The organism is Salmonella sp. SSDFZ69 (genome assembly GCF_004010755.1).
GTDB lineage: Bacteria > Pseudomonadota > Gammaproteobacteria > Enterobacterales > Enterobacteriaceae > Salmonella > Salmonella enterica.
On sequence record NZ_CP034831.1, the window covers coordinates 1,529,095 to 1,547,568 of the forward strand.

Consider the following 18,474-nt stretch of genomic DNA (forward strand, 5'->3'; position numbering starts at 1 on the left):
GCAGATAATACCATTTTCTACTTTCGTCATGCTGATAATAAAAGTAAAGCGGAATATAATGCAGAACATCTGCAGAGAATTACCCGAATATAATTGAAAAGGAATTTGTATGCTTAATGGAAAAACATTAATGCTGTTGTTGGGTGGGGTTGTTCTCTCGGGCTGTGGGCCGGAGCCCTCCGACCCGCAGGGAAATAATCCGGCTGAGTTAAAACAGGAGCAGGCTATCCAGAAAGAAAATAGCGCTCAGGCCGGGGATGACACTGTCCAGAAAAGACAAGCCGAGGCCGCCCAACAGGCTGCGAAAAAAGCAGCCGAATATAAAGCGAAAGCTGAAGCCAAAGCCCTGGCAGATGCCAAAGCGGGATCTCTGGCAACAGCCGAAGCACCGCAACATGAAATGCGGACACGTGCCTCGGCATCAAAAGCGTTCGCTGCACAAGGCGGTAATGTAATGGGGACCGCGCGTTACGAACACTACGATGAAAATCCGATTAAACAGGTAAGTCAGGCGCCGCTCGCCACGTTTAGTCTGGATGTAGACACTGGCAGCTACGCTAACGTGCGGCGCTTTCTGAATCAGGGGCAACTGCCGCCGCCGGAAGCCGTGCGGGTAGAAGAGATGCTGAACTATTTTCCCGCGCCTCAGCCCGTTGCGGATAAGCAGGATAACACTAAACCCATTGCGGCCTGTATACCGATGCCATTTGCGGTTAAATACGAACTGGCTCCCTCGCCGTGGAACGCGCAGCGTACGCTATTAAAAGTTGATGTTCAGGCCCGGGACATGCAGACCAGAGATCTGCCACCTGCCAACCTGGTTTTTCTCATTGATACTTCCGGTTCTATGCAGCCAGCGGAACGCCTGCCGTTGATCCAGTCGGCGCTAAAACTGCTGGTGAACGATCTGCGTGCGCAGGATAACATCACGATTGTGACCTACGCGGGCGGCACTCACGTCGCGCTGGCGTCTACAGCGGGAAATAACACAACCGCGATTAAAGCGGCAATTGATAATCTGGATGCTTACGGGAGTACCGGTGGTGAAGCGGGATTACGACTAGCCTACGAGCAGGCCGAAAAAGGGTTTATCAAAGGCGGCGTTAACCGCATTTTGTTGACCACCGACGGTGATTTTAACCTCGGTATTACCGATCCCAAAGACATCGAAGCGCTGGTAAAAAAAGAGCGCGAGAAAGGTATTACCTTATCTACGCTGGGCGTCGGCGATGACAATTTCAACGAAGCCATGATGGTGAGAATTGCTGATGTGGGTAACGGCAATTACAGCTACATCGACTCCCTCTCTGAGGCGCAAAAAGTCCTCAAGGATGAGATGCATCAAACGCTGGTCACCGTTGCCAAAGATGTAAAATCGCAAATCGAATTTAATCCGCAGTGGGTGACTGAGTACCGGCAGATTGGTTATGAAAAACGCCAACTGCGCGACGAGGATTTCAATAACGATAAGGTTGATGCCGGTGATATCGGCGCGGGTAAACACGTCACGCTATTCTTTGAACTGACGCTTAACGGGCAGAAAGCCTCGGTGGATAAACTGCGCTACGCTCAGAACAAAGCCGCCTCAAAGACAACAAAATCAAGCGAGCTGGCGTGGATCAAATTGCGCTGGAAAGCGCCGCAGGGCAGCGAAAGTACATTAGCCGAGTTCCCGGTCGTTATGGGAAAAATGCCGATCTTTGCTGACGCCTCTGAAGATTTTCGTTTCCGCGCGGCGGTAGCGGCTTTCGGGCAAAAACTGCGTGGCTCAGAAACGCTGGCAGATACGAGCTGGCCGCAAATTATTAAATGGGGTGAACAGGCGCGCGGAGAAGATAAACAAGGCTATCGCGCGGAGTTTATTAAACTGGTAAAACTGGCGGAAGGCTTGTCTCACTAAGCGTCAGGGGATGCCTGTACTGTAGGCATCCCCTGTTACGTCAGGCGCTTTTGCGGCTGATCAGTGGTCCCTGGCTGTTTGTTGCTGCGCGCTCCAGCACTTCCTGAATGACCGAAGAGAGTTCGTTAATCTCAAACTTGGCCACGTAGCCGTCGGCCTGCACTTTACGTATATGATCTTCGTTGGCGCTGCCGGAAAGGGAAGAGTGAATAACGACCGGGATCTTTTTCAGCCGTTCATCGGTTTTAATTTTACGCGTTAACGTAAAGCCATCCATCTCCGGCATCTCAAGATCTGTCAGGACCAGCGCGATTTTCTCGCTAATTGGCTTACCTTCGGCCTCCGCTTCCTGCGCCAGTTGCTGGATTCTCTCCCATGCATCCTTGCCGGTCACATGCATCTGATGCGGAATTCCCATCGCGTTCAGCCCTTTTTCCAGCATCGCGCGGGCGACTTTGGAGTCTTCCGCCACAATGGCTACCGCGCCAGGGGTAATATAAAATTTATTGGTCTTCAGATTGGTGGCGCGCAGATCGTGGCTGGAGGGGACAATATCATAAAGAATCTGCTCAACGTCGAGCACCAGCGCCAGGTTGTTGGTTTCTTTGTTGTCATCCAGGCAGGCAATACTGGTGATGTAGCGACCGTTGACGGCTTTCTCGGCGGTATGCACCTGTTGCCAGTCAAGACGCATAATATTTTCCACCGACTCGACGGCAAATGCCTGTACGCTGCGCGCATATTCGGTGATCAGCAAAATATTCAGCCCGGTTTCCGGCTTGCAGCCCGCTACCGCTGGTAAATCAATCACCGGAATGACCTGATCCCGAATATTGACCATGCCCAATAGCGGCGCTTTCATGCCTGCCGGGCGCGTAAAGGCGGGCATCGGTACGATTTCGCGCAGCTTAAATACATTGATGCCGAACAGCTCTGACTTCTGTTCATGCAGCGATGTACCAAGACGGAATAACAGCAGTTCAAAACGGTTGGACAGGGTTAAATTGGCCCTGTCATCAATATCTTTCTGAAAATTGTCCATCCTAACCTCATTATGAAAGCCTGCCTTTTTTAGTGTTATCGGCAATGAGGACAAAAAATGGAGCGCTAAACCGGGAAAACAGAAAAATCGTAAGCCAGCTCCGTCGCCGGGAAAATAGCGCGGCATTCCGCCAGTAAGCGCTGACAGCCTTTATCGTCATAGCGTGAGCTAATATGGGTCATGATCAGCCGACCGACGGCAGCTTCCCGCGCCAGCGTCGCGGTTTGACGGGTGGAGCTGTGTCCGCGAGCGTTGGCTTTCTCCTCCATTGACGCATCCAGCGTGGTTTCATGGACCATCACATCCACACCTTGCGCCAGCGCGAGGGCGGCCTCGCAGGGCGCGGTATCGCCGAAAATCGCCACTGATTTCCCGGCCACGGCGGGAGCAAGGTAGTCGGCGCCATTGATCTGCCTTCCATCGGCAAGCGTGACGGTTTTTCCTGCCTTCAACGCCTGAAACAGCGGGCCGGGCGTAACGCCTGCGGCTTTTAACGCCCTGGCATTCAGCGCGCCAGGCTTGTCATGTTCAACAACGCGATATCCGTAGCACTCCAGTGGATGCTCCAGCCTGAATGCGGTCACTTTACGCAGACCGTCGTCAAGAATATCGCCTGCGCTAATTTCTTCAATTTGCAACGGAAAATCGGTCCATGAACCGCTAAGGCGCAGTGTGGTTGCAATAAACTCACGCACGCCTTGAGGCCCGTATACGGTTAGCGGATGGGGATTCCCCGCCATCGACCGGCTGCATAGCAGACCCGGCAGGCCAAACAGATGATCTCCGTGAAGATGGCTGATAAAAATGCGCTCAAGCTTACCGGGATGAAACGCGGTATTAAGCATTTGATGCTGTGTCCCTTCGCCGCAATCAAAAAGCCATACTCCCGGCTGCGTTGGATGTTGCAGATGTAATAAAATTGCCGTTACATTGCGTGAGCGCGTGGGAACGCCTGCGGACGTACCTAAAAAAATTAATTCCATCTTGTCCATACACGTTTGGTTATCGTTTAACCCAAGATTACCACAACACAGGAGCGCATCATGATTGACTGGCAGGATCTCCACCATAGCGAACTTACCGTTCCTCAACTTTACGCGTTACTCAAATTGCGCTGCGCAGTCTTTGTGGTAGAACAGCGCTGTCCTTACCTGGATGTGGATGGCGATGATTTAGTCGGCGACAATCGGCATATTCTGGGCTGGCACCAGGATGAGCTGGTGGCGTATGCGAGGATTCTGAAAAGCGATAACGAATCAGACCCGGTTGTCATTGGCCGGGTGATCGTCAGCGACGCCTGGCGAGGGGCGAAACTGGGCCAGCAATTAATGGCGAAAACGCTGGAATCTTGTGGGCGGCACTGGCCGGATAAGCCGCTATATCTGGGGGCGCAGGCGCATCTGCAACCTTTTTATGCGCGGTTTGGTTTTATTCCCGTCACCGATGTTTATGACGAAGACGGCATTCCGCACCGGGGAATGGCGCGGGAGGTTCATCAGGCATAAACCGAAACCGTTGACTATAGTTAGGAGCAGGTGTTAACACAACGGAGAATGAGAATGTCATATCAATTTGGTGAATCACGTGTTGATGATGATCTGACTTTGCTCAGCGAAACGCTGGAAGAGGTTTTACGTTCCTCAGGCGATCCCGCCGATCAAAAATACATTGAGCTGAAAGCCCGCGCGGAACAAGCGCTGGAAGAGGTGAAAAACCGCGTAAGCCATGCGTCGGATAGCTATTATTACCGGGCAAAGCAGGCCGTTTATAAAGCGGATGACTACGTTCATGAAAAACCCTGGCAGGGTATTGGCGTAGGCGCGGCGGTAGGACTGGTGCTTGGACTGCTGCTGGCGCGGCGCTAAATCCCCCCACTGAACAGAATTGCAACCCTCCCTAAATGAGGTACTGCTTTTTTAGGGCAGTACCCCGTATAATGTGGGGTTTTTAACAGGGAGGGTCCGCGTGCATTCTATTACTACTGCGCTGGAAAATCTGACGCGTCAGCTATCGCAAGAGATACCGGCGACGCCAGGGCTTTGCGTTTTCGATGCGCCTTTCCCTTTAAACGATGCCTTCGATGCATTGAGCTGGCTGGCCAGCCAGTCATCCTTTCCGCAATTCTACTGGCAACAGCGCAATGGCGACGAAGAAGCTGCCGTTCTCGGGGCAATCACCGTTTTTTCATCGCTCGATCTGGCGCAACGGTTTTTACGTCAGCACGCGCAGCCTGATCTGCGTATTTGGGGGCTGAATGCGTTCGAGCCGAAAGAGGGCTACTTATTGCTGCCGCGGCTGGAGTGGCGACGTAGCGGGGGTACGGCGACCTTACGCTTACATCTGCACAGTGACGTTTCGCTACGCGATGATGCGCGCCAGGCGAAAGCGTTTCTCGCTTCTCTGGTCGGTATTAAGCCTGTTCCGGCGCTGCGCCTTTCGCTCACGAGCGAACAGCACTGGCCGGACAAAGACGGTTGGGTGAAGCTGATTCAGCAGGCCACCCACACCATTGCGCAAGAGGCGTTTGATAAAGTTGTGCTGGCGCGGGCCACCGACTTACAATTCTCCCGTCCGGTCAATGCCGCCGCGATGATGGCGTCCAGTCGTCGTTTAAATCTCAACTGCTACCACTTTTTTATGGCCTTTTCCGCCGATACCGCCTTTTTGGGATCATCGCCGGAGCGGCTCTGGCGGCGGCGTGAAACGGCGCTGCGTACCGAAGCGCTGGCCGGGACGGTGGCGAACCATCCGGATAACCATAAAGCCTGGCAGCTTGGCGAATGGTTAATGAAAGACGATAAAAACCAGCGAGAAAATATGCTGGTTGTCGAAGACATCTGCCAGCGACTGCAAAACTGCACCCACTCGCTGGATGTGCTGCCGCCGCAGGTGCTCAGACTGCGCAAGGTACAGCATTTGCGCCGCTGTATCTGGACGGCGCTTAATCAGGCGGACGACACGCTCTGCCTGCACCAGTTACAGCCTACCGCAGCGGTCGCCGGGATCCCTCGTGAACCCGCGCGTTGTTTTATAGAACAACATGAGCCGTTCGAACGTGAATGGTATGCCGGGTCGGCAGGCTATCTCTCCACGCGGCAAAGTGAGTTTTGCGTGACGTTACGTTCAGCCAAAGTGACGGCCAATGTGGTGCGATTGTATGCCGGCGCGGGAATCGTCCGCGGCTCCGATCCGGAACAGGAATGGCAGGAAATAGATAATAAAGCGGCCGGGTTACGTACCTTATTGCAGATGGATGCGTAATGAGTCACATATTCCCGACCCATATCAATAATCCATTTTTGCAGCTCTTTATACTTAGTCCCAATGATTGATACCGGACAAACTCATGTCAGTAAGTGCATTTAACCGGCGCTGGGCGGCGGTCATCCTGGAAGCCTTAACCCGTCATGGCGTCAGGCATGTTTGTATCGCCCCTGGTTCCCGTTCCACGCCGCTCACGTTGGCGGCGGCAGAGAATCCTGCTTTTATTCACCATACGCACTTTGATGAGCGTGGGCTTGGTCATCTGGCGTTAGGGCTGGCGAAAGTCAGCCAGCAGCCGGTTGCCGTTATTGTCACTTCAGGTACCGCCGTGGCGAACCTCTATCCGGCGCTGATTGAGGCGGGTCTGACGGGCGAGAAGCTCATTTTACTTACCGCCGATCGCCCGCCGGAGCTGATTGACTGCGGCGCCAACCAGGCGATCCGTCAGGCGGGGATGTTTGCCTCGCACCCCTCCCAAACTCTGTCGTTGCCGCGTCCCACGCAGGATATTCCGGCGCGCTGGCTGGTGTCGACCATCGATAATGCGCTCGCCATGCTTCATGCGGGCGCGCTGCACATTAACTGTCCTTTTGCCGAACCGCTGTATGGCGATATGAATGACACCGGTCTGGTCTGGCAGCAGCGTCTCGGCGACTGGTGGCAGGATGAAAAACCCTGGCTGCGCGAAGCGCGTCGACTGGAAAGCGACAAACAGCGCGACTGGTTCTTCTGGCGACAAAAACGCGGCGTCGTTGTCGCCGGGCGTATGAGCGCGGAAGAAGGCAAAAAAGTGGCGCAGTGGGCGCAAACTCTGGGATGGCCATTAATTGGCGACGTATTGTCGCAAACCGGGCAGCCGCTGCCGTGCGCCGACCTGTGGCTCGGCAACGCCAAAGCGGTTACCGAACTGCAGCAGGCGCAGATTGTCGTCCAGCTTGGCAGTAGCCTTACCGGAAAACGCTTACTGCAATGGCAGGCAACCTGCGAGCCGGAAGAGTACTGGGTAATCGACAATATTGAAGGTCGTCTGGACCCTGCGCACCATCGTGGACGCAGACTGGTAGCGAAAATCGCCGACTGGCTGGAACTGCATCCGGCGGAAAAACGTAAACCGTGGTGTGTAGAGATCCCGCGTCTGGCGGAACTGGCGTGGCAACGGGTGGTCGCGCAGCGAGACACCTTTGGCGAAGCGCAGCTGGCGCACCGTATCCGCGACTATCTGCCGGAGCAGGGGCAATTGTTCGTGGGCAATAGTCTGGTGGTACGTCTGATCGACGCGCTGTCACAGTTGCCGGCCGGCTATCCGGTATACAGCAATCGCGGGGCGAGCGGCATTGACGGCCTGCTTTCCACGGCGGCGGGCGTGCAGCGCGCCAGCGCCAAATCGACGCTGGCTATCGTCGGCGATTTATCCGCGCTGTACGATCTTAACGCGCTGGCGTTACTACGTCAGGTATCCGCGCCGTTTGTGTTGATTGTGGTCAACAATAACGGCGGGCAGATCTTTTCCCTGCTGCCGACGCCGCAAAGCAAACGTGAGCGCTTTTATTTGATGCCGCAAAACGTCCATTTTGACCATGCGGCCGCCATGTTTAACCTGCGCTATCATCGCCCGGAAAACTGGGAAGAGCTGGAGTCTGCGCTGGCTGGCGCGTGGCGAACCCCGGCGACAACGGTGATTGAGCTGGTGGTAAACGATACGGACGGCGCGCAGACGCTGCAGCAACTTTTGGCTCAGGTAAGCCATCTATGATGTTGCACGCGCAGCACATGCCCGGACAGCCTGGGGCGCCCTCGCTGGTTTTCCTGCACGGTTTTTCTGGCGATTGCCGTGAATGGCAGCCGGTTGGCGAACAGTTTCACGGCTGTTCGCGGCTTTATATTGACTTACCGGGACATGGCGGATCTGCGGCTATTCCGGTCGGCGGCTTTGCCGATGTCATCAGATTACTGCGCGCCACGTTAATTAGTTACAACATACTAAAGTTTTGGTTGGTGGGATACTCCCTTGGCGGCCGGGTGGCGATGATGGCAGCCTGCCAGGGAATACCAGGCCTGTGCGGCCTGGTGGTTGAAGGCGGTCATCCGGGGCTGCAAAATGAACAGGCGCGCGCTGAAAGACGATTGTCCGACGGGCGCTGGGCAGAGCGTTTTCGTCGTGAACCCCTGACTGAGGTTTTTCACGACTGGTATCAGCAGCCGGTGTTCGCCTCGCTGACGGCGCAGCAAAGGCAGGCGCTGACGGCGCTGCGTAGCCAGAATAACGGCGAAACGCTGGCTGCGATGCTGGAGGCGACATCGCTTGCCGCCCAGCCGGATTTACGCGAGGCGCTCAACGCGCTGGCATTTCCGTTTTATTATTTATGTGGCGAACGCGACAGCAAATTCCGCGCCCTGGCGCAGGAAGTGGCGGCGACATGCCATGTTATTCGTAACGCCGGACACAACGCGCATCGGGAAAACCCCGCTGGCGTGGTAGACAGTCTGGCTCAGATTCTGCGTCTCTGACTAAAGGACACACTATGATCTATCCTGATGAAACAATGCTTTACGCACCGGTAGAATGGCACGACTGCTCGGAGGGTTACACCGACATTCGTTATGAAAAATCCACCGACGGTATTGCAAAAATCACCATTAATCGTCCACAGGTGCGCAATGCATTTCGTCCGTTGACCGTCAAAGAGATGATTCAGGCGCTGGCGGATGCCCGTTACGACGACAACGTGGGCGTGATTATTCTGACCGGCGAAGGCGATAAAGCGTTTTGCGCGGGCGGCGACCAGAAGGTACGCGGCGATTACGGCGGTTATCAGGATGACTCCGGCGTGCATCACCTGAACGTGCTGGACTTCCAGCGCCAGATTCGCACCTGTCCGAAACCGGTTGTCGCGATGGTCGCGGGATATTCCATTGGCGGTGGTCATGTGCTGCACATGATGTGTGACCTGACCATCGCGGCGGAAAACGCCATCTTCGGCCAGACCGGTCCGAAAGTCGGCTCCTTTGACGGCGGCTGGGGTGCCTCTTATATGGCGCGTATCGTTGGTCAGAAGAAAGCGCGTGAAATCTGGTTCCTGTGCCGCCAGTACGATGCGCAACAGGCGCTGGACATGGGGCTGGTTAACACCGTTGTGCCGCTGGCGGATCTGGAAAAAGAGACCGTGCGCTGGTGCCGCGAAATGTTGCAAAACAGTCCGATGGCGCTGCGTTGCCTGAAAGCGGCGCTGAATGCCGATTGTGACGGTCAGGCCGGGCTGCAGGAGCTGGCGGGCAACGCTACCATGCTGTTCTACATGACCGAAGAAGGGCAGGAAGGCCGTAACGCCTTTAACCAGAAGCGTCAGCCTGACTTCAGCAAATTCAAACGGAACCCATAATGCGTAGCGCGCAGGTATACCGCTGGCAGATCCCCATGGACGCGGGGGTGGTTCTGCGCGACAGGCGGTTAAAAACTCGCGACGGGCTGTATGTTTGTCTGCGTGACGGCGAGCGTGAGGGATGGGGAGAGATCTCTCCGCTGCCGGGCTTCAGTCAGGAAACGTGGGAAGAGGCGCAGACGGCGCTCCTGACGTGGGTGAACGACTGGCTTCAGGGGAGCGAGGGATTACCGGAGATGCCTTCGGTCGCGTTTGGCGCAAGCTGCGCGCTGGCGGAACTGACAGGCGTATTGCCGGAGGCGGCGGACTATCGCGCTGCGCCGTTATGCACTGGCGATCCTGACGATTTGGTGCTGCGGCTTGCCGATATGCCCGGCGAGAAAATCGCTAAGGTCAAAGTGGGTCTTTATGAAGCGGTACGCGACGGCATGGTGGTTAATTTGCTGCTGGAGGCGATCCCGGATCTGCATCTGCGTCTGGATGCGAATCGCGCCTGGACGCCGCTAAAAGCCCAACAGTTCGCAAAGTATGTTAATCCGGATTACCGCGCTCGTATCGCCTTTCTCGAAGAACCGTGTAAGACGCGGGATGATTCCCGCGCCTTTGCCCGTGAAACCGGCATCGCGATTGCCTGGGACGAAAGTCTGCGCGAAGCGGATTTCACCTTTGAAGCCGAAGAGGGCGTCAAGGCTGTGGTTATCAAACCTACTCTGACCGGATCGCTTGATAAAGTGCGTGAGCAAGTCGCTGCCGCCCATGCGTTGGGACTGACGGCGGTCATCAGCTCTTCGATCGAGTCCAGCCTCGGCCTGACGCAACTGGCGCGGATTGCCGCCTGGTTGACGCCGGGAACGCTGCCCGGACTGGATACCTTGCATCTGATGCAGGCGCAACAGATTCGTCCCTGGCCCGGTAGCGCGTTGCCTTGTCTGAAGCGTGATGAGCTGGAACGACTGTTATGACATTCACGGACTGGCCGTGGCGCCACTGGCGTCAGGTTCGCAGCCAGGCGCCCGCTCTGCGCCTGAACGATGAAGTGCTAAGCTGGCACGCCCTCTGTGAGCGTATTGATGCGCTGGCGGGCGGGTTTGCCGCGCAGGGCGTACGCGAGGGCGACGGTGTCCTGCTGCGCGCCGGGAATCAGCCGCGCACTCTGTTGGCATGGCTTGCGCTGATGCAGTGCGGCGCGCGGGTTCTGCCCGTCAATCCGCAGTTGCCCCAGACGTTGCTGGAGGCGCTGGTGCCGAAGTTAACGCTGCGTTTTGCGCTGACACTGGAAGGCGAAAACGTATTTTCCGGGTTAACCGCGTTGCAGATACAAAAGAGCACAGCGGCGTATGCCGTGGCCTGGCAACCGCAGCGTCTGGTTTCCATGACGCTGACATCGGGTTCCACAGGATTGCCAAAAGCGGCCGTACATACGTGCCAGGCGCATCTTGCCAGCGCGCAGGGGGTGCTTTCGCTAATGCCGTTTGGCCCGCAGGATGACTGGCTGCTATCGCTGCCGCTGTTTCATGTATCCGGGCAGGGTATTATGTGGCGTTGGCTCTTCGCCGGGGCGCGCATGACGGTACGCGATAAGCAACCGCTGGAGCAGATGCTGGCAGGGTGTACTCATGCTTCGCTGGTGCCGACGCAGCTGTGGCGGCTGCTGGCGAATCGGGCTGCGGTGACGCTGAAAGCCGTTTTGCTCGGCGGCGCGGTGATTCCGGTTGAACTCACCGACCAGGCCAGCAAACAAGGGATTCGCTGCTGGTGCGGGTATGGGCTCACGGAGTTCGCGTCTACGGTATGCGCCAAAGAGGCCGATGGTTCGGATGATGTTGGCGCGCCGCTTCCCGGCAGAGAGATCAGAATCGTCGATAATGAAGTCTGGCTGCGCGCCGCCAGTATGGCGGAAGGTTACTGGCGTGATGGCAAACTGATCCCGCTGGTTAATGACGAGGGCTGGTTTGCCACGCGCGATCGCGGCGAGCTGAACCACGGCAGGCTAACCATCGCCGGGCGGCTGGACAACCTGTTCTTTAGCGGCGGCGAAGGCATTCAGCCGGAGGAAGTCGAACGCGTTATTAACGCGCATCCGCTGGTGCAACAAGCCTTCGTCGTGCCGGTAGAAGATAAAGAGTTTGGCCATCGTCCCGTTGCGGTTGTGGAGTATGTATCGCAGGCCGGAGACGTGAACCTCGCTGAATGGGTTCGCGATAAGCTGGCGCGTTTTCAGCAGCCGGTTCGCTGGTTGACGCTGCCGTCAGAACTGAAAAACGGAGGGATTAAAATATCTCGCCGTGCGCTCCAGCAGTGGGTGTGTGAGAACTGTAAAAATTAATGTTAGGTTAATATACAACCATTCCATCGCTATTGCCGTTTTGTTTATCCGTTGATGTGTAACGTGTTATGAACAATCAGCGTGAAACGGGGGCGCTATGGAATGGTTGGTTAAGAAATCGCATTATGTCAAAAAGAGGGCGTGCCATGTTCTGGTGCTGTGCGATAGCGGCGGTTCGCTAAAAATGATCGCCGAGGCGAATTCCATGATATTACTGAGTCCCGGCGATATCCTGTCGCCTTTACAGGATGCGCAGTATTGTATTAATCGGGAAAAACACCAGACCTTAAAAATCGTTGATGCACGCTGTTATTCCTGCGACGAATGGCAGCGGTTGACGCGCAAGCCATCATGATCTGGCGGGCAGAAAAATCAGCATTACCCCCGCCATAATACACAATACGCCGAGCATCGCTTTTAGGCTGAAAGCGCCTTGCAAACCGGGTAACAGCATTGAGGCTACCCAGACAAGCACATAGCTGAGACTCAGTAGCGCATAGGCTTTGCTGAGCGCGAGCGTGTGTAATGTTTTATGCCAGCAGAAGACGGAAACCAGATACCCCGCCAAACCGGCGAATAGCGCCAGGGTCGCGGCATTAAATGCGCCCAGTCCGGAAATAAACGCCAGTGGATGCGCTATCGATGGCAGCCGCATCATGGCGAATCCTAAACTCAACTGGGCGAGGGAGGCAATCGCAACGCTTATCAGTCCCCACATTACGCCCATTATGCCGCACTCCCCAGAATGATAATGCCGCTGATAATCAATGCGACGCCCAACCAGTGGCGGGGCGGAACCTGTTCATGCCAGATTTTCCAGGCCGCCAGCGTGACCCAGACAAAATTCAGACTCAACATCGGGTAAGCAATTCCCACCGGCAGGGTTTGTAGCACCAGCAGCCACAGCACCATCGCTGCGCCCATGCATATTAGTGCCAGGCCCAGCCACAGCATCAGGTGACGGCGGCGTCCGCCCACCGTCAATGGCCGTGTCGCTTGCTTCTGGCAGAGCTGACCGCCAACGCTGAGCAGACTGGCAAGCACCAGAACGACGCCGATCATTTAGGCCGATACTGAATTAACACCAGACGCCCCTGATAATCAATATTGTCCGCAGGGGGAAGGGAAAGAGCGCTGATGTCTTCATCTTTGGCTATTGAAAGTACTAGCGTAATAATGCCCTCCTGACGATGCTGGTTGAGCCAGGCGTTAAAATCGTCGGCTTTAACGAATTTATCCTGCACATCAGGATAGCTAAGACCATACCTGAGTTCGCCCGCGTGTCCGTAGAGCATAATATCGTCTCGTTTCAGACTCCAGGCCAGCCCGGCGGCGACGCCGACGTTGTCGGCAAGAATATAGCGGCTTGATGCCAAAGGCGCCTGGGTCATTTCGACAAAAAACTGTGGCTGTTTGGACTCCATCACCCTGTCGGGGATGGAAAAGCCGAACAGCAGCGCCAGTCCCAGCGGACAAAACGCGGGTAATAGGTATTTTTGGCTATGACAGAGGCTATACCAGCCCACAAACGCCCAAACAGTAAAGACGCCCCAGACGCAAAAAACTTTATAGGTTTCGATATGCGTCCACACCGGCGATTTCAGCGGGCCCCATGAGGAGACGACAAACGCTGCGACGATCCCGACTAACCCGAACACCAGGTTGATCCCGCCGTTGACACGTAGCGCGGCGACGCCTTCTTTTACGTTATGCAGGACGAAGCGCGCCATGAGTATCGCTATCGGTGCGAAACAGGAAAGAACATAGGTGGGCAGTTTCCCTTTCGCAATGCTGAAAAAGAGAAGCGGCATGATCGTCCATCCGAGCAAATAGAATGCGCCGTTTCGCTCGCGCCAGCCCAGTTTAAGCGCGCCAGGCAGTAACCCCAGCCACGGTAAACTTCCCGCGAGCAGTACCGGCAGATAGTACCAGAAAGGGGCTTTATGCTGGGCATCGCTCATGGCGAATCGCTGGATATGCTCCACCCAGAAAAAGTAATGCCAGAAATCGGCTTCGCGTCGCGCAATGGCGATCGCCCAGGGAAGGACAACCACAAAGCAGCTCAAGACCGCCAGCCAGCCGTAAAGCAAAAAGTCCTTCCAGCGTTTCTGGACAATGACCCACGGCAGCACGCTCACTACCGGTACGGCCAGGGCGAGGAAGCCTTTAGTTAATACACCCAGACCGCAGGTTGCGCCCAGTAGCAAAAACATCCCAATCTTGCCCGTTCGGGTCGTGGCCTGCATCCCCTGCCAGAAACAACACATCCCGGCCGTAAGCCAAAGCGCGATCATCGGGTCGAGTACCGCATACGTCCCGATACTGTAAACGGCAAAGAGGGAGAGAAAGATAACGGGGGCGAGCAACGCGGTACGTTTATCCCGCCATAAGCGGAACGTCAGCCACGCCACCAGCGCTGCGGCCAGCAATGTCGTTAAAATAGCGCCAGCCCGCACGCCAAAATTGGTAGCGCCAAAAAGCCACTGACCCAGACTGTTTATCCAGTAACCGGCTATCGGTTTTTCAAAATAACGTAATCCCAGAAAATGCGGCACGATCCAGTCGCCAGACGCCAGCATCTCCCGACTTATTTCGGCATAGCGCGTTTCATCCGGCTGCCAGAGCAGGCGGCTATTGACAGGAATAACATAGTAGAGCGCGATAAATGCGGCGAAAGCCAGATAATAGCGTATCGATTTCATCATGAGGCGCTCGCTGCCTGTTGGCACCCCAGCCAACCTTCACGGCCAGGGATGTGTCCACGTACAATTTGCCCCAACGGCAGAGACTCAGGCGATGTCGGCAGCAGTTCGCCCAGAGGACAAAAGGTGATCCCCGCGTCACGTGCACGAACGAGCAAATCTTCAAACAGCGGCTGATGGACAATACCTTCGACTTCCGCATGGATGGTATATACCGGCGTGCCTTTGTCCTGCAACATACGGGAGATAATCCAGGTATTGAACGACTGCGCCTGAACGGCGGGGCCGATAACCTCATCCCACGTGGGTAAGGTGACGGGGATTTGCGGCGTCCCTGTCTGGCCCGGCATCAGTAGCGGACGGAATAAGGTGGTTCCACGGCAATCGCTGTTATACCGCAGGTTGAACGGCTCTTTCGCACGAACAACGCGCCCATCCGCTCGCCAGCCGGCCGCGGCTGAGCAGGTGACGGGTTTTCCGATAATGGCCTCAAGCGCCGTTATGCCGCGCGCGATATCTTCTTCAAGCTGGCGGATACTCCAGTGGCCGCTGTGAGTCTGCCACGCATGGTGATCCCAGGCATGTAGTCCCGTCTCATGGTATGTTGCCGTTTCACGAATAATCCCGGCATTGGCGTTGCCGATATTTTTTCCCGGCCAGGCGGTACCGGCCAGCAGGATATCCCAGCCGTAGAGCGAAGCGGCGTTTGAACGTAGCATTTTCCATAAAAATCGCGGTCTTATCAGACGCCAAAGATGACGTCCCATATTGTCCGGCCCGACGCTGAAGAAAAAGCTGGCCTGAACGCCGTGGCGATGCAATGTCGCCAGCAGCCGGGGAACACCTTCACGCGTTCCTCGCAAGGTATCAACATCAATGCGTAAACCGACTTTCGTCATGATGCGCGTTCCGCGACATCTACGCTGCGCAGGAAGAAGTCCAGCGTTTCTTCAACCGTATCACGCATCGCAATAGACGGCTCCCAGCCCAGACAGCGCCTGGCATTGTCGATACTGGGTTTCCGGTGTGCGACATCCTGATAACCCTTGCCGTAATAACTACGGCTTTCGACGACCTGGAAACCGGCAAACGGTGGGAAATGGCAGCGCAGCGGATGCTTATCAAAACTGTCGAGCAACAGCGTCGCCAGTTCCTGAATACTGGCTTCGTTGTCAGGATTGCCGATATTAATGATTTTGCCATCGCACCGATCGCCCTCATTCACAATAATGCGGAATAATGCTTCGATCCCATCGCGAATATCGGTAAAACAGCGCTTCTGCTGACCACCGTCGATAAGCTTGATCGGTGTTCCTTCTACCAGGTTCAGAATCAACTGCGTTATCGCGCGTGAACTGCCGATACGCGCCGCGTTCAGGCTATCCAGCCGCGGCCCCATCCAGTTAAAGGGACGGAAAAGCGTGAAGCGCAATCCCTCTTTTTCGCCATAAGCCCAAATCACCCGGTCGAGAAGCTGTTTGGAAACGGAGTAAATCCAGCGCGGCTTATTCACCGGCCCGACGATCAGATTCGATTTGTCCTCGTCAAAAGAGGCGTCCGTACACATGCCGTACACTTCAGAGGTAGACGGAAAAACCACGCGTTTACGGTATTTTACGCAATAACGGATAATCCGCAGGTTTTCTTCAAAATCAAGTTCAAAGACGCGCAGCGGGTTGCGGGTGTATTCAATCGGGGTAGCAATCGCTACCAGCGGCAGTACGACATCGCATTTTTTGACATGATATTCGATCCATTCTGAGTGGATGCTGATATCTCCCTCCACGAAATGAAAGCGAGGGTGGAGCAGGAATCGGCTAATGGCGTTGCTGCCGATATCCATACCGTAGACCTCGTAATTCTCTTCATTCAGTAACCGTTCGGTCAAATGATTGCCGATAAAACCGTTGACGCCGAGGATGAGAACGCGAATGCGACGTTTACCGCTGGTCGCTGGTGGACGGTTCAAACGCGCGCCCGCCACCAGACCAAGCGTCTGTGCAAGCTGCGAGCCTTGTACAGTAATACCGTCTCCGGCCTGGCCGGTAATAATCTCCAGCGCGCCATCGGCGCAGGCGACCCGCAGCGGAGAGACCGAAATTACCGAGCCGGGAAGCGCGCCCTGCGCATCCGGACAAATTCGGGAAGACCAGATAGTGAATTTTTGCGAGCCGTTATAGCTGAACGCGCCGGGCCAGGGGGCGGCTACCGCCCGCACCAGGTTATGCACCGTGGAAACCGGTTTGTGCCAGTCGATAAGGCCATCTTCCGGCCTGCGGCGACCATAATACGTAGCGTCAGACTCACGCTGGGGAACAGAAGGTATATCGCCGCATTTCATGGTGGGCAGGATGCTATTAAGCAACTGGCGCGCGGCCTGACATAGCTTATGATGCAGGGTAAGCGCAACATCGTCCTGCGCAATAGCAACGCGTTGACTGGCGACAATCTCTCCGGCGTCGGCACGTTTGACCATACGATGCAGCGTTACGCCCGTTTCGCTTTCGCCGTTAACCAGAACCCAGTTTAGCGGCGCACGGCCACGATAGGCAGGCAATAGAGAACCGTGCAGATTGAACGCGCCAGCCGGGGCGAGGTGCAGAATTTCTTCGCTTAACAGGTTGCGGTAATAGAACGAAAAAATAATATCCGGCGCAAGTTCAGCGATGCGGTCGACCCAGATAGGATGATTTACGTTATCCGGCGCATAAACCGGAATCCCTAATTCTGCCGCCAGCCGGGAGACGGAGCCAAAAAAGGTGTTTTCCGCAGGATTGTCGGCATGAGTAAAAATCGCGGCAATCTCATACCCGGCATCCAGTACGGCCTGCACGCCCTGACATCCCATATCGTGATAGGCAAAAATAACGGCTTTCATTGGTGACTTTCCTCAGTAAACGGCGTGCTTTCCGGGTAGATAACTTGTTGAACAAAATAGCGGGGGCGGGCGCGGACATCGTTATAAATGCGACCGATGTATTCGCCCAGCAGTCCCATACCGATGAATTGCGCGCCGATGAAGGTAAACAGGACGGCAAAGAGCATAAATACGCCTTCCGCCGCCCACTGCGGCCCCAGCGCCAGGCGAAGTACAATAAGCAATACCGACAGGCTAAACCCGCCGATGGCGATAACGCTGCCCAGCAGGCTCAACAGGCGCAGCGGCGTTGTCGTCAGGCAGGTCACCAGGTCATACATCAGGTTAATGAGACGCATAAAACTGTATTTAGAGTCGCCAAATTCACGTTCAGCGTGATGCACCGGGATCTCGGTAGCCCGACGAGCGAAAATGTTGGCCAGAATAGGGATAAAGGTGCTGCGTTCATGGCAGCGCAACATGGTATCGATAATAGGGCGGCGATAGGCGCGTAACATGCAGCCGTAATCGCCCATCGCTTTGCCCGTTGTGCGCTGGATCAGTAGATTAATGATTTTTGACGCCGATTTGCGAAACAGGCTGTCCTGTCGGTTCTGGCGCACAGTGCCTACCACATCGAACCCTTCATCGGCTTTCGCCACCAGACGTGGGATCTCTTCCGGCGGGTTTTGCAGATCGGCATCCAGCGTAATGATAAGATCGCCGCTTACATGGCTAAACCCCGCCATAATCGCTGCATGTTGACCGTAGTTACGGTTGAGTAAAATAGAGATGATATGGCTATCGGCCTCCTGGGACGCCTTAACCATCAGCTCCGCCGAGCTATCGCTGCTACCATCATCTATCAATAAAATCTCCCACGCTTTGCCCAGACTCTCGCAGGCGGCGGTGGTGCGTCTTATCAATTCCGGCAGGCTTTCCTGTTCGTTATAGACAGGAATAACCACCGAGACTTTTTTTATGGGGGCGGCGTCAAACATGC

Annotated in this window: 18 protein-coding genes; 10 read left to right on the forward strand and 8 right to left on the reverse strand. The window is 55.5% G+C overall.

Annotated elements, in window-relative coordinates; translation table 11 throughout:
• Window positions 1–109: 109 nt before the first annotated feature.
• Entirely contained in the window at window positions 110–1,900 is a 1,791-nt protein-coding gene (locus tag EOS98_RS07470) for a vWA domain-containing protein (RefSeq protein ID WP_127821157.1), read from the forward strand.
• Between the two features lie 40 nt (window positions 1,901–1,940).
• On the opposite strand, the gene EOS98_RS07475 is transcribed toward EOS98_RS07470, so the two are convergent.
• Window positions 1,941–2,942: a chemotaxis protein gene (locus tag EOS98_RS07475; protein ID WP_000368560.1), complete on the reverse strand. Its 1,002-nt coding sequence runs from the start codon at window positions 2,940–2,942 to the stop codon at window positions 1,941–1,943.
• Between the two features lie 65 nt (window positions 2,943–3,007).
• Window positions 3,008–3,925: a ribonuclease BN gene (gene rbn / locus EOS98_RS07480; protein WP_000419093.1), complete on the reverse strand. Its 918-nt coding sequence runs from the start codon at window positions 3,923–3,925 to the stop codon at window positions 3,008–3,010.
• 60 nt (window positions 3,926–3,985) lie between these two features.
• Here rbn and EOS98_RS07485 point away from each other — a divergent pair, with 60 nt between their 5' ends.
• The 9 genes from EOS98_RS07485 (at window position 3,986) to pmrD (ending at window position 12,267) form a co-directional block, all read left to right on the forward strand.
• Entirely contained in the window at window positions 3,986–4,447 is a 462-nt protein-coding gene (locus EOS98_RS07485; RefSeq protein ID WP_000568155.1) for a GNAT family N-acetyltransferase, read from the forward strand.
• A 54-nt stretch (window positions 4,448–4,501) separates the two neighbouring features.
• Complete coding sequence (gene elaB, locus EOS98_RS07490) at window positions 4,502–4,807, forward strand: stress response protein ElaB (RefSeq protein ID WP_001522308.1); 306 nt, start codon at window positions 4,502–4,504, stop codon at window positions 4,805–4,807.
• A gap of 100 nt (window positions 4,808–4,907) precedes the next feature.
• Window positions 4,908–6,203 (forward strand): isochorismate synthase MenF, encoded by a 1,296-nt coding sequence (gene menF / locus EOS98_RS07495; protein ID WP_000555674.1) that lies wholly within the window; start codon window positions 4,908–4,910, stop codon window positions 6,201–6,203.
• A gap of 85 nt (window positions 6,204–6,288) precedes the next feature.
• On the forward strand, window positions 6,289–7,959 hold the full coding sequence (menD, locus tag EOS98_RS07500) for a 2-succinyl-5-enolpyruvyl-6-hydroxy-3-cyclohexene-1-carboxylic-acid synthase (RefSeq protein WP_000116392.1): 1,671 nt from the start codon (window positions 6,289–6,291) through the stop codon (window positions 7,957–7,959).
• Window positions 7,956–8,714, forward strand: coding sequence for a 2-succinyl-6-hydroxy-2,4-cyclohexadiene-1-carboxylate synthase (menH, locus tag EOS98_RS07505; protein WP_000979134.1), 759 nt, complete (start codon window positions 7,956–7,958; stop codon window positions 8,712–8,714). Before menD ends, menH begins: the two co-directional genes overlap by 4 nt.
• Window positions 8,715–8,728: 14 nt before the next feature.
• Window positions 8,729–9,586, forward strand: a complete 858-nt coding sequence (gene menB / locus EOS98_RS07510; RefSeq protein ID WP_000640013.1) for a 1,4-dihydroxy-2-naphthoyl-CoA synthase — start codon at window positions 8,729–8,731, stop codon at window positions 9,584–9,586.
• The gene (gene menC / locus EOS98_RS07515) at window positions 9,586–10,548 is read left to right on the forward strand and encodes an o-succinylbenzoate synthase (RefSeq protein WP_001606474.1); all 963 of its coding nucleotides are present in this window, start codon (window positions 9,586–9,588) and stop codon (window positions 10,546–10,548) included. The genes menB and menC overlap by 1 nt, the downstream gene beginning before the upstream one ends.
• A complete protein-coding gene (gene menE, locus EOS98_RS07520; RefSeq protein WP_076735813.1) occupies window positions 10,545–11,912 on the forward strand; it encodes an o-succinylbenzoate--CoA ligase in 1,368 nt (455 codons plus the stop codon). The genes menC and menE overlap by 4 nt, the downstream gene beginning before the upstream one ends.
• A gap of 97 nt (window positions 11,913–12,009) precedes the next feature.
• Complete coding sequence (gene pmrD, locus EOS98_RS07525) at window positions 12,010–12,267, forward strand: signal transduction protein PmrD (RefSeq protein ID WP_000455132.1); 258 nt, start codon at window positions 12,010–12,012, stop codon at window positions 12,265–12,267.
• Here pmrD and arnF read toward each other — a convergent pair.
• The 6 genes from arnF to arnC are packed head-to-tail and all read right to left on the reverse strand — an operon-like array spanning window position 12,262 to window position 18,472.
• The gene (gene arnF, locus EOS98_RS07530) at window positions 12,262–12,639 is read right to left on the reverse strand and encodes a 4-amino-4-deoxy-L-arabinose-phosphoundecaprenol flippase subunit ArnF (RefSeq protein WP_000538692.1); all 378 of its coding nucleotides are present in this window, start codon (window positions 12,637–12,639) and stop codon (window positions 12,262–12,264) included. The genes pmrD and arnF overlap by 6 nt on opposite strands.
• Entirely contained in the window at window positions 12,639–12,974 is a 336-nt protein-coding gene (arnE, locus tag EOS98_RS07535) for a 4-amino-4-deoxy-L-arabinose-phosphoundecaprenol flippase subunit ArnE (protein ID WP_126523944.1), read from the reverse strand. Before arnE ends, arnF begins: the two co-directional genes overlap by 1 nt.
• Complete coding sequence (gene arnT / locus EOS98_RS07540; RefSeq protein ID WP_126523945.1) at window positions 12,971–14,617, reverse strand: lipid IV(A) 4-amino-4-deoxy-L-arabinosyltransferase; 1,647 nt, start codon at window positions 14,615–14,617, stop codon at window positions 12,971–12,973. The genes arnE and arnT overlap by 4 nt, the downstream gene beginning before the upstream one ends.
• The gene (arnD, locus tag EOS98_RS07545; protein WP_000169766.1) at window positions 14,614–15,513 is read right to left on the reverse strand and encodes a 4-deoxy-4-formamido-L-arabinose-phosphoundecaprenol deformylase; all 900 of its coding nucleotides are present in this window, start codon (window positions 15,511–15,513) and stop codon (window positions 14,614–14,616) included. The genes arnT and arnD overlap by 4 nt, the downstream gene beginning before the upstream one ends.
• The gene (arnA, locus tag EOS98_RS07550) at window positions 15,510–17,492 is read right to left on the reverse strand and encodes a bifunctional UDP-4-amino-4-deoxy-L-arabinose formyltransferase/UDP-glucuronic acid oxidase ArnA (RefSeq protein WP_021000543.1); all 1,983 of its coding nucleotides are present in this window, start codon (window positions 17,490–17,492) and stop codon (window positions 15,510–15,512) included. The genes arnD and arnA overlap by 4 nt, the downstream gene beginning before the upstream one ends.
• Window positions 17,489–18,472, reverse strand: coding sequence for an undecaprenyl-phosphate 4-deoxy-4-formamido-L-arabinose transferase (gene arnC, locus EOS98_RS07555; protein ID WP_000458887.1), 984 nt, complete (start codon window positions 18,470–18,472; stop codon window positions 17,489–17,491). The genes arnA and arnC overlap by 4 nt, the downstream gene beginning before the upstream one ends.
• Window positions 18,473–18,474: the final 2 nt, after the last annotated feature.